At 53.1% G+C, this 16498-nt stretch carries 16 protein-coding genes; 9 read left to right on the top strand and 7 right to left on the bottom strand.

The features are described from left to right. Window positions 1-189 precede the first annotated feature (189 nt). The 5 genes from MTP38_RS03325 (at window position 190) to MTP38_RS03305 (ending at window position 3598) form a co-directional block, all read left to right on the top strand. A complete protein-coding gene (locus tag MTP38_RS03325) occupies window positions 190-1020 on the top strand; it encodes a helix-turn-helix domain-containing protein (RefSeq protein ID WP_249234263.1) in 831 nt (276 codons plus the stop codon). Then, window positions 1004-1669, top strand: coding sequence for a sigma-70 family RNA polymerase sigma factor (locus MTP38_RS03320; protein WP_249234262.1), 666 nt, complete (start codon window positions 1004-1006; stop codon window positions 1667-1669). Before MTP38_RS03325 ends, MTP38_RS03320 begins: the two co-directional genes overlap by 17 nt. Before the next feature lie 64 nt (window positions 1670-1733). Then, a complete protein-coding gene (locus tag MTP38_RS03315; RefSeq protein WP_249234261.1) occupies window positions 1734-2264 on the top strand; it encodes an RNA polymerase sigma factor in 531 nt (176 codons plus the stop codon). Then, entirely contained in the window at window positions 2257-2946 is a 690-nt protein-coding gene (locus MTP38_RS03310) for a DUF4367 domain-containing protein (protein WP_249234260.1), read from the top strand. The genes MTP38_RS03315 and MTP38_RS03310 overlap by 8 nt, the downstream gene beginning before the upstream one ends. A 160-nt stretch (window positions 2947-3106) precedes the next feature. Beyond that, window positions 3107-3598: a hypothetical protein gene (locus MTP38_RS03305; RefSeq protein ID WP_249234259.1), complete on the top strand. Its 492-nt coding sequence runs from the start codon at window positions 3107-3109 to the stop codon at window positions 3596-3598. 501 nt (window positions 3599-4099) lie between these two features. Here MTP38_RS03305 and MTP38_RS03300 read toward each other — a convergent pair. Next, entirely contained in the window at window positions 4100-4417 is a 318-nt protein-coding gene (locus MTP38_RS03300; protein ID WP_249234258.1) for a hypothetical protein, read from the bottom strand. Between the two features lie 267 nt (window positions 4418-4684). Between MTP38_RS03300 and MTP38_RS03295 the strand changes: the two genes are divergently transcribed. From MTP38_RS03295 to MTP38_RS03285, 3 genes are read left to right on the top strand one after another with little or no spacing between them, the layout of a single operon-like run. Continuing rightward, entirely contained in the window at window positions 4685-4990 is a 306-nt protein-coding gene (locus MTP38_RS03295; protein ID WP_015565863.1) for a type II toxin-antitoxin system RelB/DinJ family antitoxin, read from the top strand. Beyond that, window positions 4987-5307: a type II toxin-antitoxin system RelE/ParE family toxin gene (locus MTP38_RS03290; RefSeq protein WP_249234257.1), complete on the top strand. Its 321-nt coding sequence runs from the start codon at window positions 4987-4989 to the stop codon at window positions 5305-5307. Before MTP38_RS03295 ends, MTP38_RS03290 begins: the two co-directional genes overlap by 4 nt. Window positions 5308-5320: 13 nt before the next feature. Then, window positions 5321-6799: a recombinase family protein gene (locus tag MTP38_RS03285; protein ID WP_249234256.1), complete on the top strand. Its 1479-nt coding sequence runs from the start codon at window positions 5321-5323 to the stop codon at window positions 6797-6799. A gap of 332 nt (window positions 6800-7131) precedes the next feature. Here MTP38_RS03285 and MTP38_RS03280 read toward each other — a convergent pair whose 3' ends face one another. Beyond that, window positions 7132-7956 carry a 4-alpha-glucanotransferase gene (locus tag MTP38_RS03280; RefSeq protein ID WP_442900548.1) on the bottom strand — a complete coding sequence of 275 codons (825 nt, stop codon included), beginning with the start codon at window positions 7954-7956 and terminating at the stop codon, window positions 7132-7134. Window positions 7957-8048: 92 nt separating this feature from the next. Continuing rightward, window positions 8049-8648: a helix-turn-helix domain-containing protein gene (locus MTP38_RS03275; RefSeq protein ID WP_249234255.1), complete on the bottom strand. Its 600-nt coding sequence runs from the start codon at window positions 8646-8648 to the stop codon at window positions 8049-8051. A 161-nt stretch (window positions 8649-8809) separates the two neighbouring features. Between MTP38_RS03275 and glgP the strand changes: the two genes are divergently transcribed. Continuing rightward, entirely contained in the window at window positions 8810-11071 is a 2262-nt protein-coding gene (glgP, locus tag MTP38_RS03270; protein ID WP_249234254.1) for a glycogen/starch/alpha-glucan family phosphorylase, read from the top strand. 135 nt (window positions 11072-11206) lie between these two features. Here glgP and MTP38_RS03265 read toward each other — a convergent pair whose 3' ends face one another. The 4 genes from MTP38_RS03265 to MTP38_RS03250 all read right to left on the bottom strand — a co-directional run bounded on the left by MTP38_RS03265 (window position 11207) and on the right by MTP38_RS03250 (window position 16323). Beyond that, a complete protein-coding gene (locus tag MTP38_RS03265; protein WP_249234253.1) occupies window positions 11207-12682 on the bottom strand; it encodes a glycoside hydrolase family 32 protein in 1476 nt (491 codons plus the stop codon). A 24-nt stretch (window positions 12683-12706) separates the two neighbouring features. Then, complete coding sequence (locus MTP38_RS03260; RefSeq protein ID WP_249234252.1) at window positions 12707-14380, bottom strand: extracellular solute-binding protein; 1674 nt, start codon at window positions 14378-14380, stop codon at window positions 12707-12709. A 76-nt stretch (window positions 14381-14456) separates the two neighbouring features. Beyond that, window positions 14457-15392 (bottom strand): carbohydrate ABC transporter permease, encoded by a 936-nt coding sequence (locus MTP38_RS03255; RefSeq protein WP_431834195.1) that lies wholly within the window; start codon window positions 15390-15392, stop codon window positions 14457-14459. Further along, a complete protein-coding gene (locus MTP38_RS03250) occupies window positions 15376-16323 on the bottom strand; it encodes an ABC transporter permease (protein WP_249234251.1) in 948 nt (315 codons plus the stop codon). Before MTP38_RS03250 ends, MTP38_RS03255 begins: the two co-directional genes overlap by 17 nt. Window positions 16324-16498 lie beyond the last annotated feature (175 nt).

The raw sequence follows: 16498 nt of genomic DNA, 5'->3' as shown, positions 1-16498 counted from the left end.
GCTTCCTGCCTGAATATACGGAAAATTTTGCAGAAAAGGCGAAAAAGCGGCAGAACTGCAACGGAAAAAGAAAAATGCCCTCACTGGTTGCAGGACTGCAACAGCGAGGGCAGAGAGGTAACCGTATATTGAACAAAACGGCAGAGCGTATTATAATGAGGAAAAAGCTCAAAAAGGAGGGCCGACCACATGGCACAGGAATATCTGCCCGCACCATCCAACATCCGTCTTGCGGACTTGATGAAAGAGCACAACATCAGCCAACCAGAACTTGCCAAGGAACTCGGCTGCTCCAAGAGCACCATCAGCCGCTTTATCAGCGGTGCAAAGGGAACCCTGACCCATGAGCAGGTGCTGAAAATTGCAAGGCTGTTCAACGTGTCCACGGATTTTCTGCTGGGAGAAACCAACATTCCCGACCGCAAGAACTACGACATTGCCGAGTTAGGCTTGTCCGTAGAAGCCGCAAAGAACCTCTACACAGGACGTGTCAATACAGAGGTGGTCAACCTGCTGTTGGAAAACGCTCGCTTCGCAGAGCTTACTTACCGCATATCGCAGTATTTTGATGATACCTTTGCTTCCGGCATCGCAGCACAGAACGCCATGCTCACGACATTGAGCACCCTGCTGCGTACAAGGGTCAAGACCCCGGAAGCAGCCAAAGCCGCAAAGGACATCAGCCTTCGGAGAAAGCCAGTATACCAAGGTGACCTTGATGACATTGAGATGTACTTCATGGCAACGGTCAAGGAAATCAAAAAGGACATCGGGAGCCATTACGCCGAACAGGAAGCCATGAGCAAGAAAGTGGCAGAGAAGATGTTCACCGAATTGACCAAAGGGCAGGATGTGCAGCACCCAACGATTACGGCAGAGCAGTTGACAGATGCAATGTTGGACAGTGTTTCGGGCATGGAAGGAGCCACGCCGGAAGCACTGGAACAGCTGCGAAGCGGTCTGTTGGGAATCTTGCAGTCTGCCGCAGAGCAGGAAAACGCCCATGAAGCAGACGAATGAACGGCTTTGTGCGCTGGCACAGAAAGGCGATGCTGCCGCGTTGGACAGCTTGATTGACAACAACAAGTCCTTTATTGGCAAGGTGGCAAATGACCTTTTCCGCAGCATGAATCTGGCACAGTCTGGCCTGAACCTTGACACGGACGATCTGAAACAGGCGGGCAATCTGGGCTTGTGGAAGGTCGTGCCGAAGTTCGATGCAGCGCGCGGCATGAAGTTCCTGACCTACGCAGCTCCGGCCATCCGCAACGCCATGATGGACATGGTGCGGGATGCCTTTGCCGCTTTTGAACAGCGGATGGTAACGGAGGACAAGGACGGCGTCTGCTACCAGCGCGTTTCGCTGGACGATGTTCTGCCGGGAGAAGAGCAGCTGCGGCGCATTGAAGCCATAGCCGACCCCTACGCCATGCAGCCGCAGAGCATTATGGAGGAGCAGGAATCGCGCCGGGAGCTGTACGATGGCCTGAAACGGCTGACCCAGCGAGAGCAGACCTATCTGCTGTACCGCTATGGCTTTACTGATGGCGAGGAACATCCGCTGATCGGCACGGCGATATACTTTCACCTGACGAAAGGCCGTGCCAAAAAGACCGAGGAACAGGCCATGGATAACCTGTGGCTGGAACTGCCGTGGTGGTTTATCTGAATGGGCAGAGAGGAATTGTGTCAAATTGACATAATTCCTCCCGATAAGAGGGATGTGAGCGAAAATGCTGGCAATGTATCTGGCAGTTCTGGATGACCGGAGCAGCGAAGAACAATTTATAGATGTATATAATACCTACAAACGGCTGGTCTACCATACCGCTTACAAAATTATGGGCGATTCGTATCTGGCAGAAGACGTACTGCAAGAAGTGTTTTTGTACGTTGCCAAAAATTTTTCTAAAATTCATCGAGAAAACTGTCACGAACTCGCCGCTTATCTCGTTAGTTGTAGTAGAAGCCGTGCATACGATATGCTTCGCAAGCAGCGAGAAGAACCGCTGGAAGAAGTCCCGGCCGCACCAGACGATGCCCCGGTGCCGGACGATGCAGTAGTCAGCACCGATAACATCCAACACCTGACAGAACTGATCAGCCAGATGAAACCGATGTACCGTGATCCGCTTCGCCTTTTGGCAATGGGCTACACCAACCGGGAGATTGCCGAATCGCTTGGACTGACGGATGAAGTGGTTCGGATGCGGCTTTTCCGTGGAAGAAAACTATTGTGGAAGGAGCTAAACAGCCATGAGTGAGCGGACAGAAGTTTCTTTTGACGCTGCATTGATGATGGCACTCCGTGCAGATGCACAAAAAGAGCTGGATGAGCTGCCAAGTCCGGCCCAGCTTAAGGAACGCTACCCGGATACTTCCCGATGGGATGCTCGCCTGCAAGCGGCATTGCATAAACGCCGCCCTATGCTGAAACGGGTGCTTGTTGCAGCCCTGACGCTGGTAATTTTAACTCTCGGTGCGCTTGCAGTAAGCGCAGACTTCCGCAAGACAGTCTATACGATGATTCAAAAATTTCTGCCCATTGAGATGCAGCTGACGTATCAAGTGGATGGAGAACCATTGGAACAGCTTCCGAATGGATACAGCGATTATTATGTGCCGGATGGCTTTGAACGAGATTGTGAGCAGGAATTTGAAAGCGCAGAAAACTTTTTGCACGTTTACTCGTCAAAAGGAAGCGGTAAAGGATATACTGTTCGATGCTCCATTATACAGCCGGGGCAACAGTCCTCGTTTGACAATGAGCATACAACTTATGAGAACGTAAAAGTTGGAGACGCAGACGCAACTTTGGGAACGAGCGTAGAAAAGAACGGCGATACAGTATATATTTTAAGCTGGGAGCAGAGAGGCATTTCAAACACGATTATGGGAAACATCTCACAAGATGAGATTGCGAGAATCGCTGAAAACATTTTTTAATATGAGCCTCCATGTTATTTGTTAGAATCAACAAATAACATGGAGATTTTTTGTATAAGCGTACAAACATAACGAAAAGCAGAGATTTTTTCAAAAAAGCTGTCACAAACATAAGGCGAATTACGTTGACTAAACAAAAGCTCCTATTGGGAGCAAAAAAATGGAGGTGTATGGTGATACTATTATAATTTATGATGTGGGATATGCGTCCTCTGATGATAAAGATGCTCTCCAAGGCTCATCGGAGCGATTAGGGCGATATAATTATCCAACCTCATATTCTTACGGAACCGAATGGGAAGCCCAGAACTATTTTGTTATCTCAGTAGCAAAGGGGCAAACGACAACTTTGACCAGAGCATTTGAACAGACAATTGGAACGTCTCTTAAAGTCGGAACTCCATTTGAAATAACCGCTGAACTAAAAAAATCCGTAACGGCAAGATATGAAACAACTCAGAAGTTTGCAGGTCCTCCGGAGACCAGTGCATACAATAGTAGAGAATATCGAGTACAGTTTTATGCGAGAACTTGCACATGGACGCAAAGACAAGTCGATATTCAAACGGGAAAAACAGTGGCAAGCAAAACTGGTCAGGCGGATGTGCCTTCTAAATATCTGCTATATAGTTTGGATCATTTGATGGGATGATGAAAAATTTTTTTACGGTGACTTTTTCTGCGATAGTCTTTTTAGTTGGTATAGTATTTGTTCTTTGTGCTGATGCTGATATTCTGAGGTACAGATTTAATCAATCCATTACGCTTACAGTAATTGGAGGATGCATTCTATGTACTTTAGGTGGTATCGGCCTTCTCATGAATCTTTGGGCTATCTTAAAAGGTTGGAATGATAAATAATGGTTGAACATAGTATCAGAAAATTATAGCCATAAAAATCAAGCAATTGCCCTTATTTTTAATGAAACCGTCGGTAAATGTTGAAAACCATCAGCTATCCGTCTTATGGTGACTTTGGTCGAATAGCTGATGGTTTACAAGAATAAAAGTTGATTCCGTAAAAAGTCTCTAAAAAATTGGTGTGTAAACCCCGGAACCATCTAGAGCAATCTATGCTCGAACTGGATCCGGGGCTTTACTTTTTATGAGCACTCAGTTGATATTGATACACCTCAAGTTTTATAGTGGCTTTCTACACTCCATGAATCCAAAAACTATTACTTCCTTCAGGATCTTTGCTTTTCCATTCTTTTATTTTTTGGAAAAAATCCCGAAATTTTCCATCTTCCAATGCAAGCTTTTCAATCTGTTCCCATTGTTCCGTTGTTATTTTCTGCGATGCATAATAGGAAAAATCAGGAATAACTTGTTCCAGATAAGGATTCAAACAATAAAAATCATCATCGGACACAAAAATAGAATCCGCATTCCAGTTTTGGAGATGCCTAATGTCATAACAAAACTCTAGGACATCATGGGACACTAGTTCTTTCAGCAACATTGTTCTCATAGTTGATTCTCCTTTAAAGCATAATTAGCTTCTACGAAACTTCAGAACTCCAATTTGTTTTAACTCGCTGGACTAATATGGTTAATTTAATAATTATACGACAATTATATTTTATTTGTTGCAAATAAAATAGCAACTTGAAAATGTTTGGCACTTTAACCAATATATCACAAGAAATATTGTGCAACTAAGAGAACTTTGATTGAGGCTGCACACTCAGTTGACTTGTAAAGCGAAAAGCATTACAATGGATTCGAGGTGATAACTATGGAAAAATCGATGATGCTGAACGTCCGGGTCAGCCCCAGCGTCAAACAGCAAGCCGAGGATGTACTGAAACAGCTTGGCATCCCGATGGCAACCGCCATTGATATGTACCTGCGCCAGATCACCCTGACTGGCGGCATCCCCTTCTCGCTGTCTTTGCCGAAGGCTCCTGCGGCTCTGAATGCTGACACCATGACCGATGATCAGCTTCATGCAGCCCTGCAGGTAGGCATTAAGGAAATTCAGAACGGTGATACCGTGGATGCCGCAAGCGCATTCGCACAGTTCAGGGAACAGCACAGATGAAGCAGTATGACGTAAAAATTTCCCATGCAGCCCTCAGTGATATGGAGCAGATTTACAGCTACATTGCTGACCGTCTGCTGGAGTCTGACACGGCCATGGGGCAGTATAACCGCATTGCAGAAGCTATCCAATCGCTGAACATCCTGCCGGAACGCTGCGCGCTGGTGGAAAGCGAGCCGGAGCGCACCCAAGGGCTGCGGCAGATGCTGGTGGACAACTACTCGGTGTTCTACATTGTGGGCGAGGATGCTGTGTCGGTGGCGCGTGTGCTGTACAGTGCATCCGACCTTGTCCGCCGCCTGCGGAGAATGAAGTGAAAGGGGTGTTTGCATGACCGCCGTGATTTATGCTCGCTATTCCAGCGACAACCAACGCGAAGAATCCATTGAAGGCCAAATTCGTGAATGCACGGCCTATGCGGAAAAGAACGGCATCACCATCGTCAAGCACTACATCGACCGCGCCCTTTCCGCTAAAACTGACAATCGTCCGGAGTTCCAGCAGATGATAAAGGACAGCGAAAAGCGGCTGTTTGACATTGTGCTGGTCTGGAAACTTGACCGCTTTGCCCGAAACCGCTATGATTCGGCACACTACGAGTATCAGTTGGAGCGGAACCACGTCAAGTTGGTATCGGCCACCGAGCCGATTTCAGAAGGCCCAGCAGGTATTATGGTCAAAAGTATGCTCACCGGCATGGCTGAGTACTATTCCGCAGAACTTTCTGAAAAGGTCGTGCGCGGCATGACCGAGAATGTTCTGAAGGGTAAGTACAACGGCGGCACGATTCCCATTGGCTATACGGTAGACGAGGAAAAGTTCTTCCAGATTGACCCTTTGAAAGCTCCCTTTGTGGTAGAAGTCTTTCAGCGTTACAACGATGGTGCAACCATGAAAGAGCTGATGAACTGGCTGAACGACAGTGGCGTGACCACCAACCGCAATCAGAAGTTCACCTATAACAGTATTCAGACCTTGCTGACAAACCGCCGTTATATCGGCGAGAACCGTTTTAAGGACATTGTGATGCCGGACAGCATCCCGGTTATCATTGAGAAAGAACTGTTCGACAGTGTACAGGATAAAATCGCCAAGAACCGCCGCGCTCCGGCTCGGCACAAAGCGGAGGACGATTATTTGCTGACGACCAAGCTGTTCTGTGGAATGTGTGGAGCGATGATGTTCGGCGAGTGCGGAACGAGTCGAAATAAGAACGTCCACCATTATTATAAATGTGCTAATGCCAAGCGCACCAAGACCTGCAAGAAAAAGACCGTCCGCAAAGAGTGGCTGGAAGATCTGGTAGTCAACGAAACCATGAAGATGATTCGTGACGATGACAGTATCCAGTCCATCGTGGATGCGGTGATGATTCTTCAGGAACAGGAGAACACGGTGCTGCCCCTGCTGGAAAAGCAGATGAAGGATATAGAGAACGGCATCGAGAATCTGTTAAATGCGATTCAGGCAGGTGTACTGACCAGCTCGACCAAAGGACGCTTGGAAAAGTTGGAGGCTCAGCAGAAAGAGTTGGAAATCCGCATCGCGGAAGAAAAGCTGGCGAAACCGAAAGTCAGCGCAGATTTTGTGAAATTTTGGCTCACCAACTTCCGCAAACTCGACCCGAACGTGAAAAGCCACCGGGAAACGCTTATCAATACGTTCGTGAATGCTGTTTATCTCTATGATGAAAAAGTTTTGATTACATTCAACTACAAAGACGGCACAAAAACCATCACGTTCGATGAGATTGCTGCCAAAGATGCCCCAGAGGGCAATGGTTCGGATTTAGGTTGCTTCGCTCCATGAAAAAACCGCTGGTGTAGAAATACACTGGCGGTTTTCTTTTGCATAAATGTCAGACTCACACTGGCGGGGGGATTCGAACAGCTGCGGCGCTGTCGCAGAAGACAGCGCAAAAACAGCCCAGTGGGCTGTTTTTAGCAGCGTGGCTTGCGTAATCCATCTGTGCCCGCCTTGGAAATCGCACAGCTCTGCACAGACCTCCAGCACATAACAGAAGAAATGCGTTCTATTCTTGCATCGGTAGAATGACCCCATACGAAAAAGCGCCCCCGCCTCGGAGAACATCCGAAGCGGGGGCGTTGTCATGCTTATGCAGTTATGGGCCGCATTTGCGGTCAGGCCCAGTTCTTCCGCCCGTAGCGGGTGGTCATCTGGCCGATCTCCTTTTGGAGCTTCTTGGTCAGCTGGGTCTTTTTCAGCCGCCAGCACCAGTTCTGGCCCACGGTGGAGGGCTGATTGATGCGGGCGGAGTTGTCCAGCCCCAGCCAGTCCTGCATGGGGATGATGCAGGTCGCCGCTGCGCTGCGCAGGATCAGTGCGATCATGCTTTTATAGAGCTGCTCCTCTTGGGTGGCGTAGTCGTACAGATAGTCCCGCACCATGGTACGCTCGGCGGCAGTGATGGTCTTGTACCACGATACCAGCGTTTCGTTGTCGTGGGTTCCGGTATAGGCCACACTGTTCACAGAGTAGTTGTGGGGCAGATAGTCGCTGGCACTGCCGGTATCCCGGGAGTCAAAAGCAAATTCCAGCACCTTCATGCCGGGGAAGCCGCTGTCCCGCACCAGCTGACGCACGGTGTCGCTCATGTAGCCAAGGTCTTCCGCGATGATGTTCCGCTTGCCCAGTGCCTGCTCCACAGCGCGGAACAGCTCGATACCGGGGCCTTTCTCCCAGTGGCCCGGCGCGGCGGTCTCGCTGCCGTAGGGGATGGAGAAATACTCGTCGAAGCCGCGGAAGTGGTCGATGCGAACCACGTCGTACAGCTCGAAGCAGTACCACAAGCGGGTGATCCACCACTGGTAGCCGGTCTCGCGGTGCGCTTCCCAGCGGTAGAGCGGGTTGCCCCAGAGCTGGCCGGTGGGCGAAAAGCCATCCGGGGGGACACCCGCCACTGCTGTGGGGAGATTCTCCTTGTCCAAAGGGAGAGGCCTTGGCATTTCCTGCAAAGTTTCTGGTTTCGCCAGAGGCTCTCCCTTTGGGAGAGCTGCTGAGCGCAGCGAAGTTGAGAGGGCAAGGATGCTGCCCTCTCCTATTTTTTCCGGTATTCCCGCGGCGTCATGCCGAAGTGTGCCTTGAAGGCCCGGTTGAAATAGGAGAGAGTTTCAAACCCGCACCGGGAGGCGATGGTCAGGATGGTCTCATCCGTAGTCTGGAGCGCTTCGGCGGCGGCGTTCAGGCGGTATTCGTTCAGAAAGGCGATGAAGCTCTGCCCCGTCATCTGCCGGAACCATCGCATGAAGTGGCTGGCGCTGAAGGAGCAGACCCCGGCAGCATCGGCGACCCGAAGCGCCTCGGCATAATGGGCCGAGAGCCATTGCAGGACGGCTTTCAGCCGCTGGGTGTCGGCGGTCTCTGCGGGGAGCTGCTGTTTTCCCTGTGCAATGAGCAGGGCCAAAAAGCGCAGCAGCGCCCCCTTGACCAGCAGTTCATAGCCGGGGAGCTTCGAGCGGTTGGCCTCCTCCACCTCCCGCAGACAGGCGGCAGCCTGAAGATAACACAAATCGTTTGGGGTCAGACGGGCAGGCAGCGACAGCCGCCCGCTCTGGAGCGGAAGCAGATATTTCTCGGCGCAAAGGTCCTCCGCACCACCCAGAAGCTCCAGCTCAAAAATAAGATTCTCGTATTCCATGGACTGTCCCTCCGTCTGCCGCAGGGCGTGGAGGGTGCCGGGCGTAAAAACGAAATTGTACCATAGTCTGCACTTTTAAGGCAAGATTTTGATCGTTTTATGTGGTATATCTTGAATTGCAGATGTCAAACCTGTTTTCCGTAGCAAAGGAGGATCCATTTATGAACTTCACCGAGACCTTACAGAATCTCACGGGCAAGCCGCTGGCCGACTGCACGGATCAGGAGCTGTACCTCGCTCTGCTGGAGCTTGTCCGGCAGAAGAGCGCAGACCGTGTGCAGCCCGTCACCGGCCGCAAGCTGTACTATATCAGTGCCGAATTTCTCATCGGCAAGCTGCTGTCCAACAACCTCATCAATCTGGGGCTGTACGAGGAAGCCCGCGATGCACTGGCTGCTGCCGGAAAGCGCCTGTCGGACATCGAAGAGGTGGAGCCGGAACCTTCTCTGGGCAACGGCGGTCTGGGCCGTCTGGCGGCCTGTTTTCTGGACTCGCTCGCAACGCTGGGCCTGCCCGGCGACGGCGTGGGCCTGCGGTATCACTTCGGCCTGTTCCACCAGTCCTTTGAGGACGGCGTCCAGAACGAAAAGCCCGACCCGTGGCTGACCGCCCACAGCTGGGCCGAAAAGACCGACGTCACCTATCCGGTGGAGCTGGCGGGCAAAGAGTACACTGCCCGGCTGTACAAGCTGGCCGTCACCGGCTACGAGGGCCGCACCAACACCCTGAACCTGTTCGATCTGGACACCATCGACGAGAGCATCGTCCACGACGGCATCGCGTTCGACAAGACCGCCATCGACAAGAACCTGACCCTCTTCCTCTACCCGGACGACTCCGACGAGGCAGGCCGCCGTCTGCGGGTGTACCAGCAGTACCTGATGGTCTCCGCCGGTGCCCAGCTCATTCTGGCCGAGTGCGCCGCCCGGGGCTGCAGCTATCATGATCTGGCCGACTACGCCGCCATCCAGATCAACGACACCCATCCCAGCATGGTCATCCCGGAGCTGATCCGGCTGCTGGGCGAGAAGGGCATCGAGTTTGAGGAGGCCGTGGCGATCGTCACCAAGACCTGCGCCTACACCAACCACACCATTCTGGCCGAGGCGCTGGAAAAGTGGCCCCGCGCCTATCTGGATGCCGTTGTGCCCCAGCTGATGCCCATTATCGAAAAGCTGGATGCTCTGGCCCGCACCCGCACCAAGGACGAGAGCCTTGCCATCATCGACAAGGACGACCGGGTGCATATGGCCCACATGGACATCCATTTCACCCACTCCACCAACGGCGTGGCGGCGCTCCACACCGAGATCCTGAAAAATTCCGAGCTGCACAGCTTCTACGAGCTGTACCCGGAAAAGTTCAACAACAAGACCAACGGCATCACCTTCCGCCGCTGGCTGCTGGAATGCGACCCCCGCCTGACCGCTGTGCTGGAACAGCGCATCGGCTCCGGTTTCCGCAAGGACGCAGCTGAACTGGAAAAGTTGCTGGCCTTTGCCGACGACGAGACCGTGCTCGGCGAGCTGACCGCCGTGAAGAAGGCCAACAAGGAAGCTCTGGCGGACTGGCTGCTGCGCACCCAGAAGGTGCAGGTGAACTCCTCTGCCCTGTTTGATATTCAGTCCAAGCGCCTGCATGAGTACAAGCGTCAGCAGCTGAACCTGCTGTACCTCATCCACCAGTACTACGAGATCAAGGCCGGGCACCTGCCTGCTGTCCCGCTGGTGAGCATCTTCGGAGCCAAAGCCGCTCCGGCCTACACCATTGCCAAGGACATCATCCACGCCCTGCTGACCCTTTCCAAGGTCATCGCCGCCGACCCGGAGGTGTCCAAGTGGCTGCAGGTGGTCTTTGTGGAGAATTACAACGTCACCGCCGCCGAAAAGCTCATCCCGGCCTGTGACCTGTCCGAGCAGATCAGCCTTGCCTCCAAGGAGGCCTCCGGCACCGGCAACATGAAGTTCATGCTGAACGGTGCGCTGACGCTGGGCACCATGGACGGTGCCAACGTGGAGATCAGCCAGCAGGTGGGCGATGAAAACATCTATATCTTCGGCCAGACCTCCGATCAGGTCATCCACCGCTATGCCGTGGGCGATTACGACCCGGCCCAGTGGGTGGAGGGCGATGCCAACATCCGCCGGGCCATCGACTTCCTGACCGGCCCCGAGATGCTGGCTGCCGGTCACGCCGAAAACCTGACCCGCCTCCACGACGAGCTGATCCACAAGGACTGGTTCCAGACCCTGCCGGACTTCAACGCCTACGTCGTGCGGAAGGGGCAGGCCCTCAGCGATTACGCCTGCGACCCCATGGGCTGGCGGCGCAAGTGTCTGGTGAACATTGCCAAAGCGGGGATGTTCTCCTCCGACCGCACCATCGCCGAGTATGACCGCGACATATGGCATCTGGGCAAGTGAGCTGAATCGCCCCAACAAAAAGCTCCGTCATCAAAACAGAGCGCATAGAACCGATACAAAAAGCACAGCCCCGTTCTGGTGAAGGAATCCAGAACGGGGCTGTATTGATGAAGGAGAAATGAAGGGAATATCAGGTTACAGATTCAGCTCAAACTGTTCTGCCGTAACAGTTGCTTTGCCATCGGCAGCAAAGGTGATGCCGTCGGCAGACTGGGGCGTGTAGATCCATGCGGTCATGGTCTGCTCGCCGTCGTTGACAAAAACTTCGATGCTGTTTTTGTCCAGCAGGATACGGAGTTTGAGCGCACCGTTCTGGCTGCGGACCTTGCAGCTGCGGCGGTGCACGATGTCGGCACGGGAACCGGCATAGCTGCGATCCAGCGTCAGCTCGGAGGTGTAGGGGTCGTAGGTCAGGCTGGTGTGATGGTCTGCATCGGCGGCCAGCTTCAGGGTGAAGGAGCGGTATTCGCCGGGCTGCACCGTGACGGTCAGGTCGGCCACACGGCCCTTGATGCCCTCCAAAGCGGTTTCGCTCTGCACGGTCACATTCTCATGCAGCGTGCGCTTACCGTGGACGGCATCCAGCTCCCGCACCGGGGTCTGAATAATGCGCCCATCCTTGATGTGCAGTTCGCGCGGGCAGATGGTCTGCCCGAACCACTTGCAGCCCCGGGGCTTATCCTCGGTGTCCGACCATGTCTGCAGCCATGCGGTCATGATGCGGCGGCCATCCGGGGCAAGGGTGGTCTGAGTGGCGTAGAAGTCGATGCCGCCGTCCATCAGCTGCACGTTTTCCTTGGTGAAGGTGTGGCTGGCTTCGTCGTAGCTGCCGATGAAGGCAATCACGTTGTGGCCGTTGTGGAACTCGCCCTTGGGCAGCATCTCCATGGGGCCGAGCATCAAAATCTGCTTGCCGTCCAGCGGGAAGAAGTCCGGGCACTCCCACATTTTGCCGTACTGATTGTTGCAGCGTTCCAGCACCGTGACAAAGTGCCAGTCGAAGCCGTCCTTGCTCTGGAACAGTGCTGCTGCGCCGCTGCCGTCATCGGCGAGGCAGACAGTGACGGCGGAGTAGGTGCCGTCGGCCTCACGCCAGATCTTGGGGTCCCGGAAGTCGAACTTGCTGAAGCCTTCCGGCAGGTCTTTCTGGGTCAGGACGGGGTTGCAGGCAGGCTTTTGGTAGTCGAGACCATCACCGATGGCAATGCTCTGGGTCTGGATGTCCCGCATCTCCCCATTGGGCTGCTTTTCTGCCACCACGCTGGTGTACATCAGCAGCTGCTTGCCATCGTCCATCTCGGTGGCAGAGCCGGAGAAGCAGCCGGGGCCGTTGTCCGCCGGGGAATCCGGGGCAAGCGCACAGGGCAGATACTCCCAGTGCAGCAGGTCGGTGCTGACGGCGTGACCCCAGTGCATGGGCGCCCACCGCACATCGTAGGGATTGTACTGATAGAACTGATGGTACTGCCCCTTATAGTAGGAGAAGCCGTTGGGGTCGTTCAGCCAGCCCACATAGGGGGTCAGGTGGTAGGCAGGGCGTTCCGCCGGGGAAATGGCTGCGCCGTGCTCGGCCTCGTAGGCACGGGCTTTTTGTAAAGTCAAATCGTTCATGGAATCCTCCAAAGGAAAGAATTCTTATGCGTAGTAAGCATCCAGATATTTCTGCATAATGCCCAGATAGTCGGACAGGCCGTAGGCTTCCAGCTTGCTCAGATATTCGTTCCACTCTGCATCCGTAGTGCCGTTCATGATCCAGTCCGCCTTCTGCGTATTCATGTAGGTCTGCAGATCTGCCTGCAGGTTAGAGACCTGCTCGGTGTCCTCGTTGCTCATAAAGACATTGGGATAGACATAATCGTTGTTCATATCCGGGGTGTAGATCTCCTTGATCCAGTCCAGACGGTACTGTGCATCGTCCGGGCAGGTAACGTATACACCATAGTAATCATCCAGAACCGCCAGAGGCCCACTGACACACTGCGCTTCACGGACTTCCACGGGAGAAGCATCGCCCAGAGGAGCGTGCTTCAGCATGGGCTCGCCCTTATCGTTGGTGGACAGTTCAAAAATATTAAAGCCTTCCGCATCGCCGTAAGTACCCCAGTTGTTCTGCGGAGACTGGAGGGGAGCGTACATCTGATCCAGCCATGCGCAAACCAATGCGGGGTTAGTTGCCTTTGCGGTGACAACGCATCTGCCGCGGGCAAAGCCGCTGGTGAAAGAGCCGTTCTGCGGGGTGATATTGCGGGTATCGGCGGTCAGGGCAGGCAGCGGCTCCCAGTCGGTCAGGTTGTCAATGTTGGCAACATCCCAGCTGAAGCAGACACCATAGCGGCCAGCCTTGCCCTTGGAAACATAGGTGGACCACTCCTGCGTGAAGCACTCCGGGTCAATGAGCTTCTCGGCATACAGCTTGTGCAGCCAGTCCAGACCATCACGGTAGCCCTGCTGGGTGGCGGCACAGATGACTTTCCGGTCGTTGGTAACGGCGATATGGCGGTCTTTGTCTGCATCGCCGTAGCCTTCGCCAAAGCCATTGATGAGGATGCTGGGATCCTGATCGCCGTTGTTGACGATGCAGGACATGGGGATGATGTCGCCGTCAATGCCATACTCTGCCTTGATAGAAGCGGCGTTATCACGGAATGCCATCAGCACCTGTTCAAACTCGTCCACTGTGGTGGGCATCGACAGACCGAGGAAGTTCAGCCACTTGGTATTGATGAAGCTCATGTTGCCAATGGTCTGGATGGCGGTCTTTTCTGCGCCGAGCTGCTCGATCCAGGGCAGTGCCCAGATGTGGCCCTCGCTGTCGGTGCACATGGTGCGGTACTCCGGGTACTGCTCAAAGACCTTCTGGAGATTCGGCATATTGTTGTCAATATAGTCTTCCAGATTGAGGATGACACCCTGATCTGCGTAGCGCAGCAGATTGCTGTCGGTAAAATCAGCAGTAAAAACAAAATCCGTCAGGGTGTTGGGGTTGGACATATTCAGGGTGATCTTATCGCTCCACTGGTCGGACTGGATGGCGGTCCAGTCGATGTGCACATTGGTCTGCTCTTCCAGACGCTTGAAGATGGTGCGGTTGTTCGGCTCGGGTTCGCTGCCCACAGGGAAGCTGGTCATACCGGTAAAGGTGACCTTTTCGGACAGCGGAAATGTAACGGCACCGGTTACGTCCACAGCTGCGGCAGCAGAATTGTTGCCGCCGTTGGATTTGCCGCCGCCACAGGCAGACAGAGCAGCGGCAGAGCCCGCCAGAGCGCAGACCTTGAGGAAGTTGCGGCGAGAGATCAGCTTTTTCATGGTATTTTCTCCTTTTTCATGTTTCTTTTTTCGTGTGACAGATGAGCGTACCGGCTCATAAAATTCTGGAATATCCTCAGCCTTTAATGGAACCAGCCATGATGCCGGCATCAAAATACTTCTGGAAGAAGGGATACATCACCAGCAGCGGCAGACTGGAAATAATAATGGTTGCATATTTGAGCAGCTCTGCCATCTTCGCACGTTCGGCAGTACTTTGGATATCTGCGATCATACCGGATTCCGGCTGGCTCTGGATCAGGATGGAACGCAGCACCAGCTGCAACGGCTGCTTCGATGCGCTGTTCAGGTAGATCATGGCGTCAAAGTAGCTGTTCCACATTGCCACGAACTGCCACAGAGCCAGAACTGCCACCACCGGCATACAGACGGGCAGCAGGATCTTGAAGAAGTAAAGCATCTCGCTGGCTCCATCCACATCCGCAGCTTCACGCAGCTCACGCGGGATGCCTTGATAATAGGTACGGGCAATGATCATGTTCCACACGCTGAATGCTCCCGGCAGAATGACCGCCCACATGGAATCCAGCAGACCCAGATTGTTGATGAGCAGGTAGGTGGGGATCAGACCGCCGCTGAAAAACATCGTGATCACAAACAAGGTGTTGAAGATATTTTTGCCCTTGAAGTCCGGCAGCGACATGGGATAAGCGGCAAGCATCGTCACAGCTACCGAGATGATGGTGAAGATGATCGAGTAAAGTACTGCGTTCTTGAAGCCGACCCAGATCTGCTTGTCCGAAACGACACGCTGGTAAGCATCCAGACTCCACTTGCTGAAATCAAAGGAGATGCCCTTGTTTTGCAGAGTGACCGGATCCATAAAGGACGCGATGACGATGTAGATCATCGGAATGATGATCGCCAGCAGGAACACGCCCAGAAGTGCGTAGCCGCAGTACAGGATGATCTTATCTTGTCTGGTGTAGAGGGCCATTTTTGATTTTTTCTGTTTTGCCATGGTAAACCCCTCCTTACAAGCCCTTGCCATCGTTCATTTTGGCAACGACCTTGTTCACTGCGATCAGCAGGATGACATTGACAACGGTGTTGAACAGACCGACTGCCGTGGAAAAGCTGTAATCGCCGTCCAACAGGCCCTTTTTATAAACATACGTTGCAATGATCTCGGCCGTGTTCAGGTTCAGGTCAGTTTGCAGGGCATAGGCTTTTTCAAAGCCGATGCTCATGATGTTGCCTGCCTGCAGGATAAACTGAATAACGACCATATCCTTAATGGCGGGCCACTCCACCGTCATAATCTGCTGGATCAGGTTTGCGCCGTCGATCATCGCAGCTTCCTTCAGATCTTTGCTGGCGTTAGAAAGGGATGCGGTGTACATGATGGATGCCCAGCCGGCACCCTGCCAGATGCCGCTGATGATGTAGATGGGGCGGAACGCTTCCGGCAGCGTCATGAAGTTGATGCTGGTGTGAAGCAGGCCGTTCACCGGACCAGTGACACTCAGCAGCACCCGGACGATACCGCACAGCACGATGACCGAGATGAAGTTGGGCATATACAGCACCAGCTGCACCTTCTGCTTGATCTTCTTGCTCTCGATACGGTTGAGCAGGAATGCCAGCAGGATAGGGATCGGGAAGCCCCACAGCAGACCGTAGACGCTCAGCTTCAGGGTGTTGATCAGATAGCGCTGGAAGTCCGGCGAGGACATGAAGCGGGTAAAGTTTTTGAAGCCTACCCACTCGCTGCCCCAGATGCCCCTGAAGGGATTGTACTTCTGGAATGCGATCAGCACACCGCCCATGGGAGCGTACTTGAACACCAGCGTCAGCACCACGGCAGGCAGCAGGAACAACAGGTAAAGCTGCCAATGCCGTTTGATGTAGACCCATGTGTTGTGCAGCTTGCGTTCTGCCGTCAACACAGCCGTTTCCGGCGAGGCTGTCTTTGCTTTCATGAATCATTCTCCTCCTTTTGATTTGTTTGCCGCTTGATCAGTGTTTTACATTTGCACCTTTGAATTTTACGTTTTTTCATTTCGATTGTGCAAATGTAAAATTCTCTAATTCATTTATACCACGCAAACAAGCGAATGTCAATGATAATTCATGGGATACATAAAGAAATACTGT

Origin of the sequence: Faecalibacterium sp. I3-3-89 (assembly GCF_023347275.1) — a bacterium.
Taxonomy (GTDB): domain Bacteria; phylum Bacillota; class Clostridia; order Oscillospirales; family Ruminococcaceae; genus Faecalibacterium; species Faecalibacterium butyricigenerans.
Note: the sequence above shows the minus strand (reverse complement) of the source record. Positions and strands in the feature narration are given on the sequence as shown.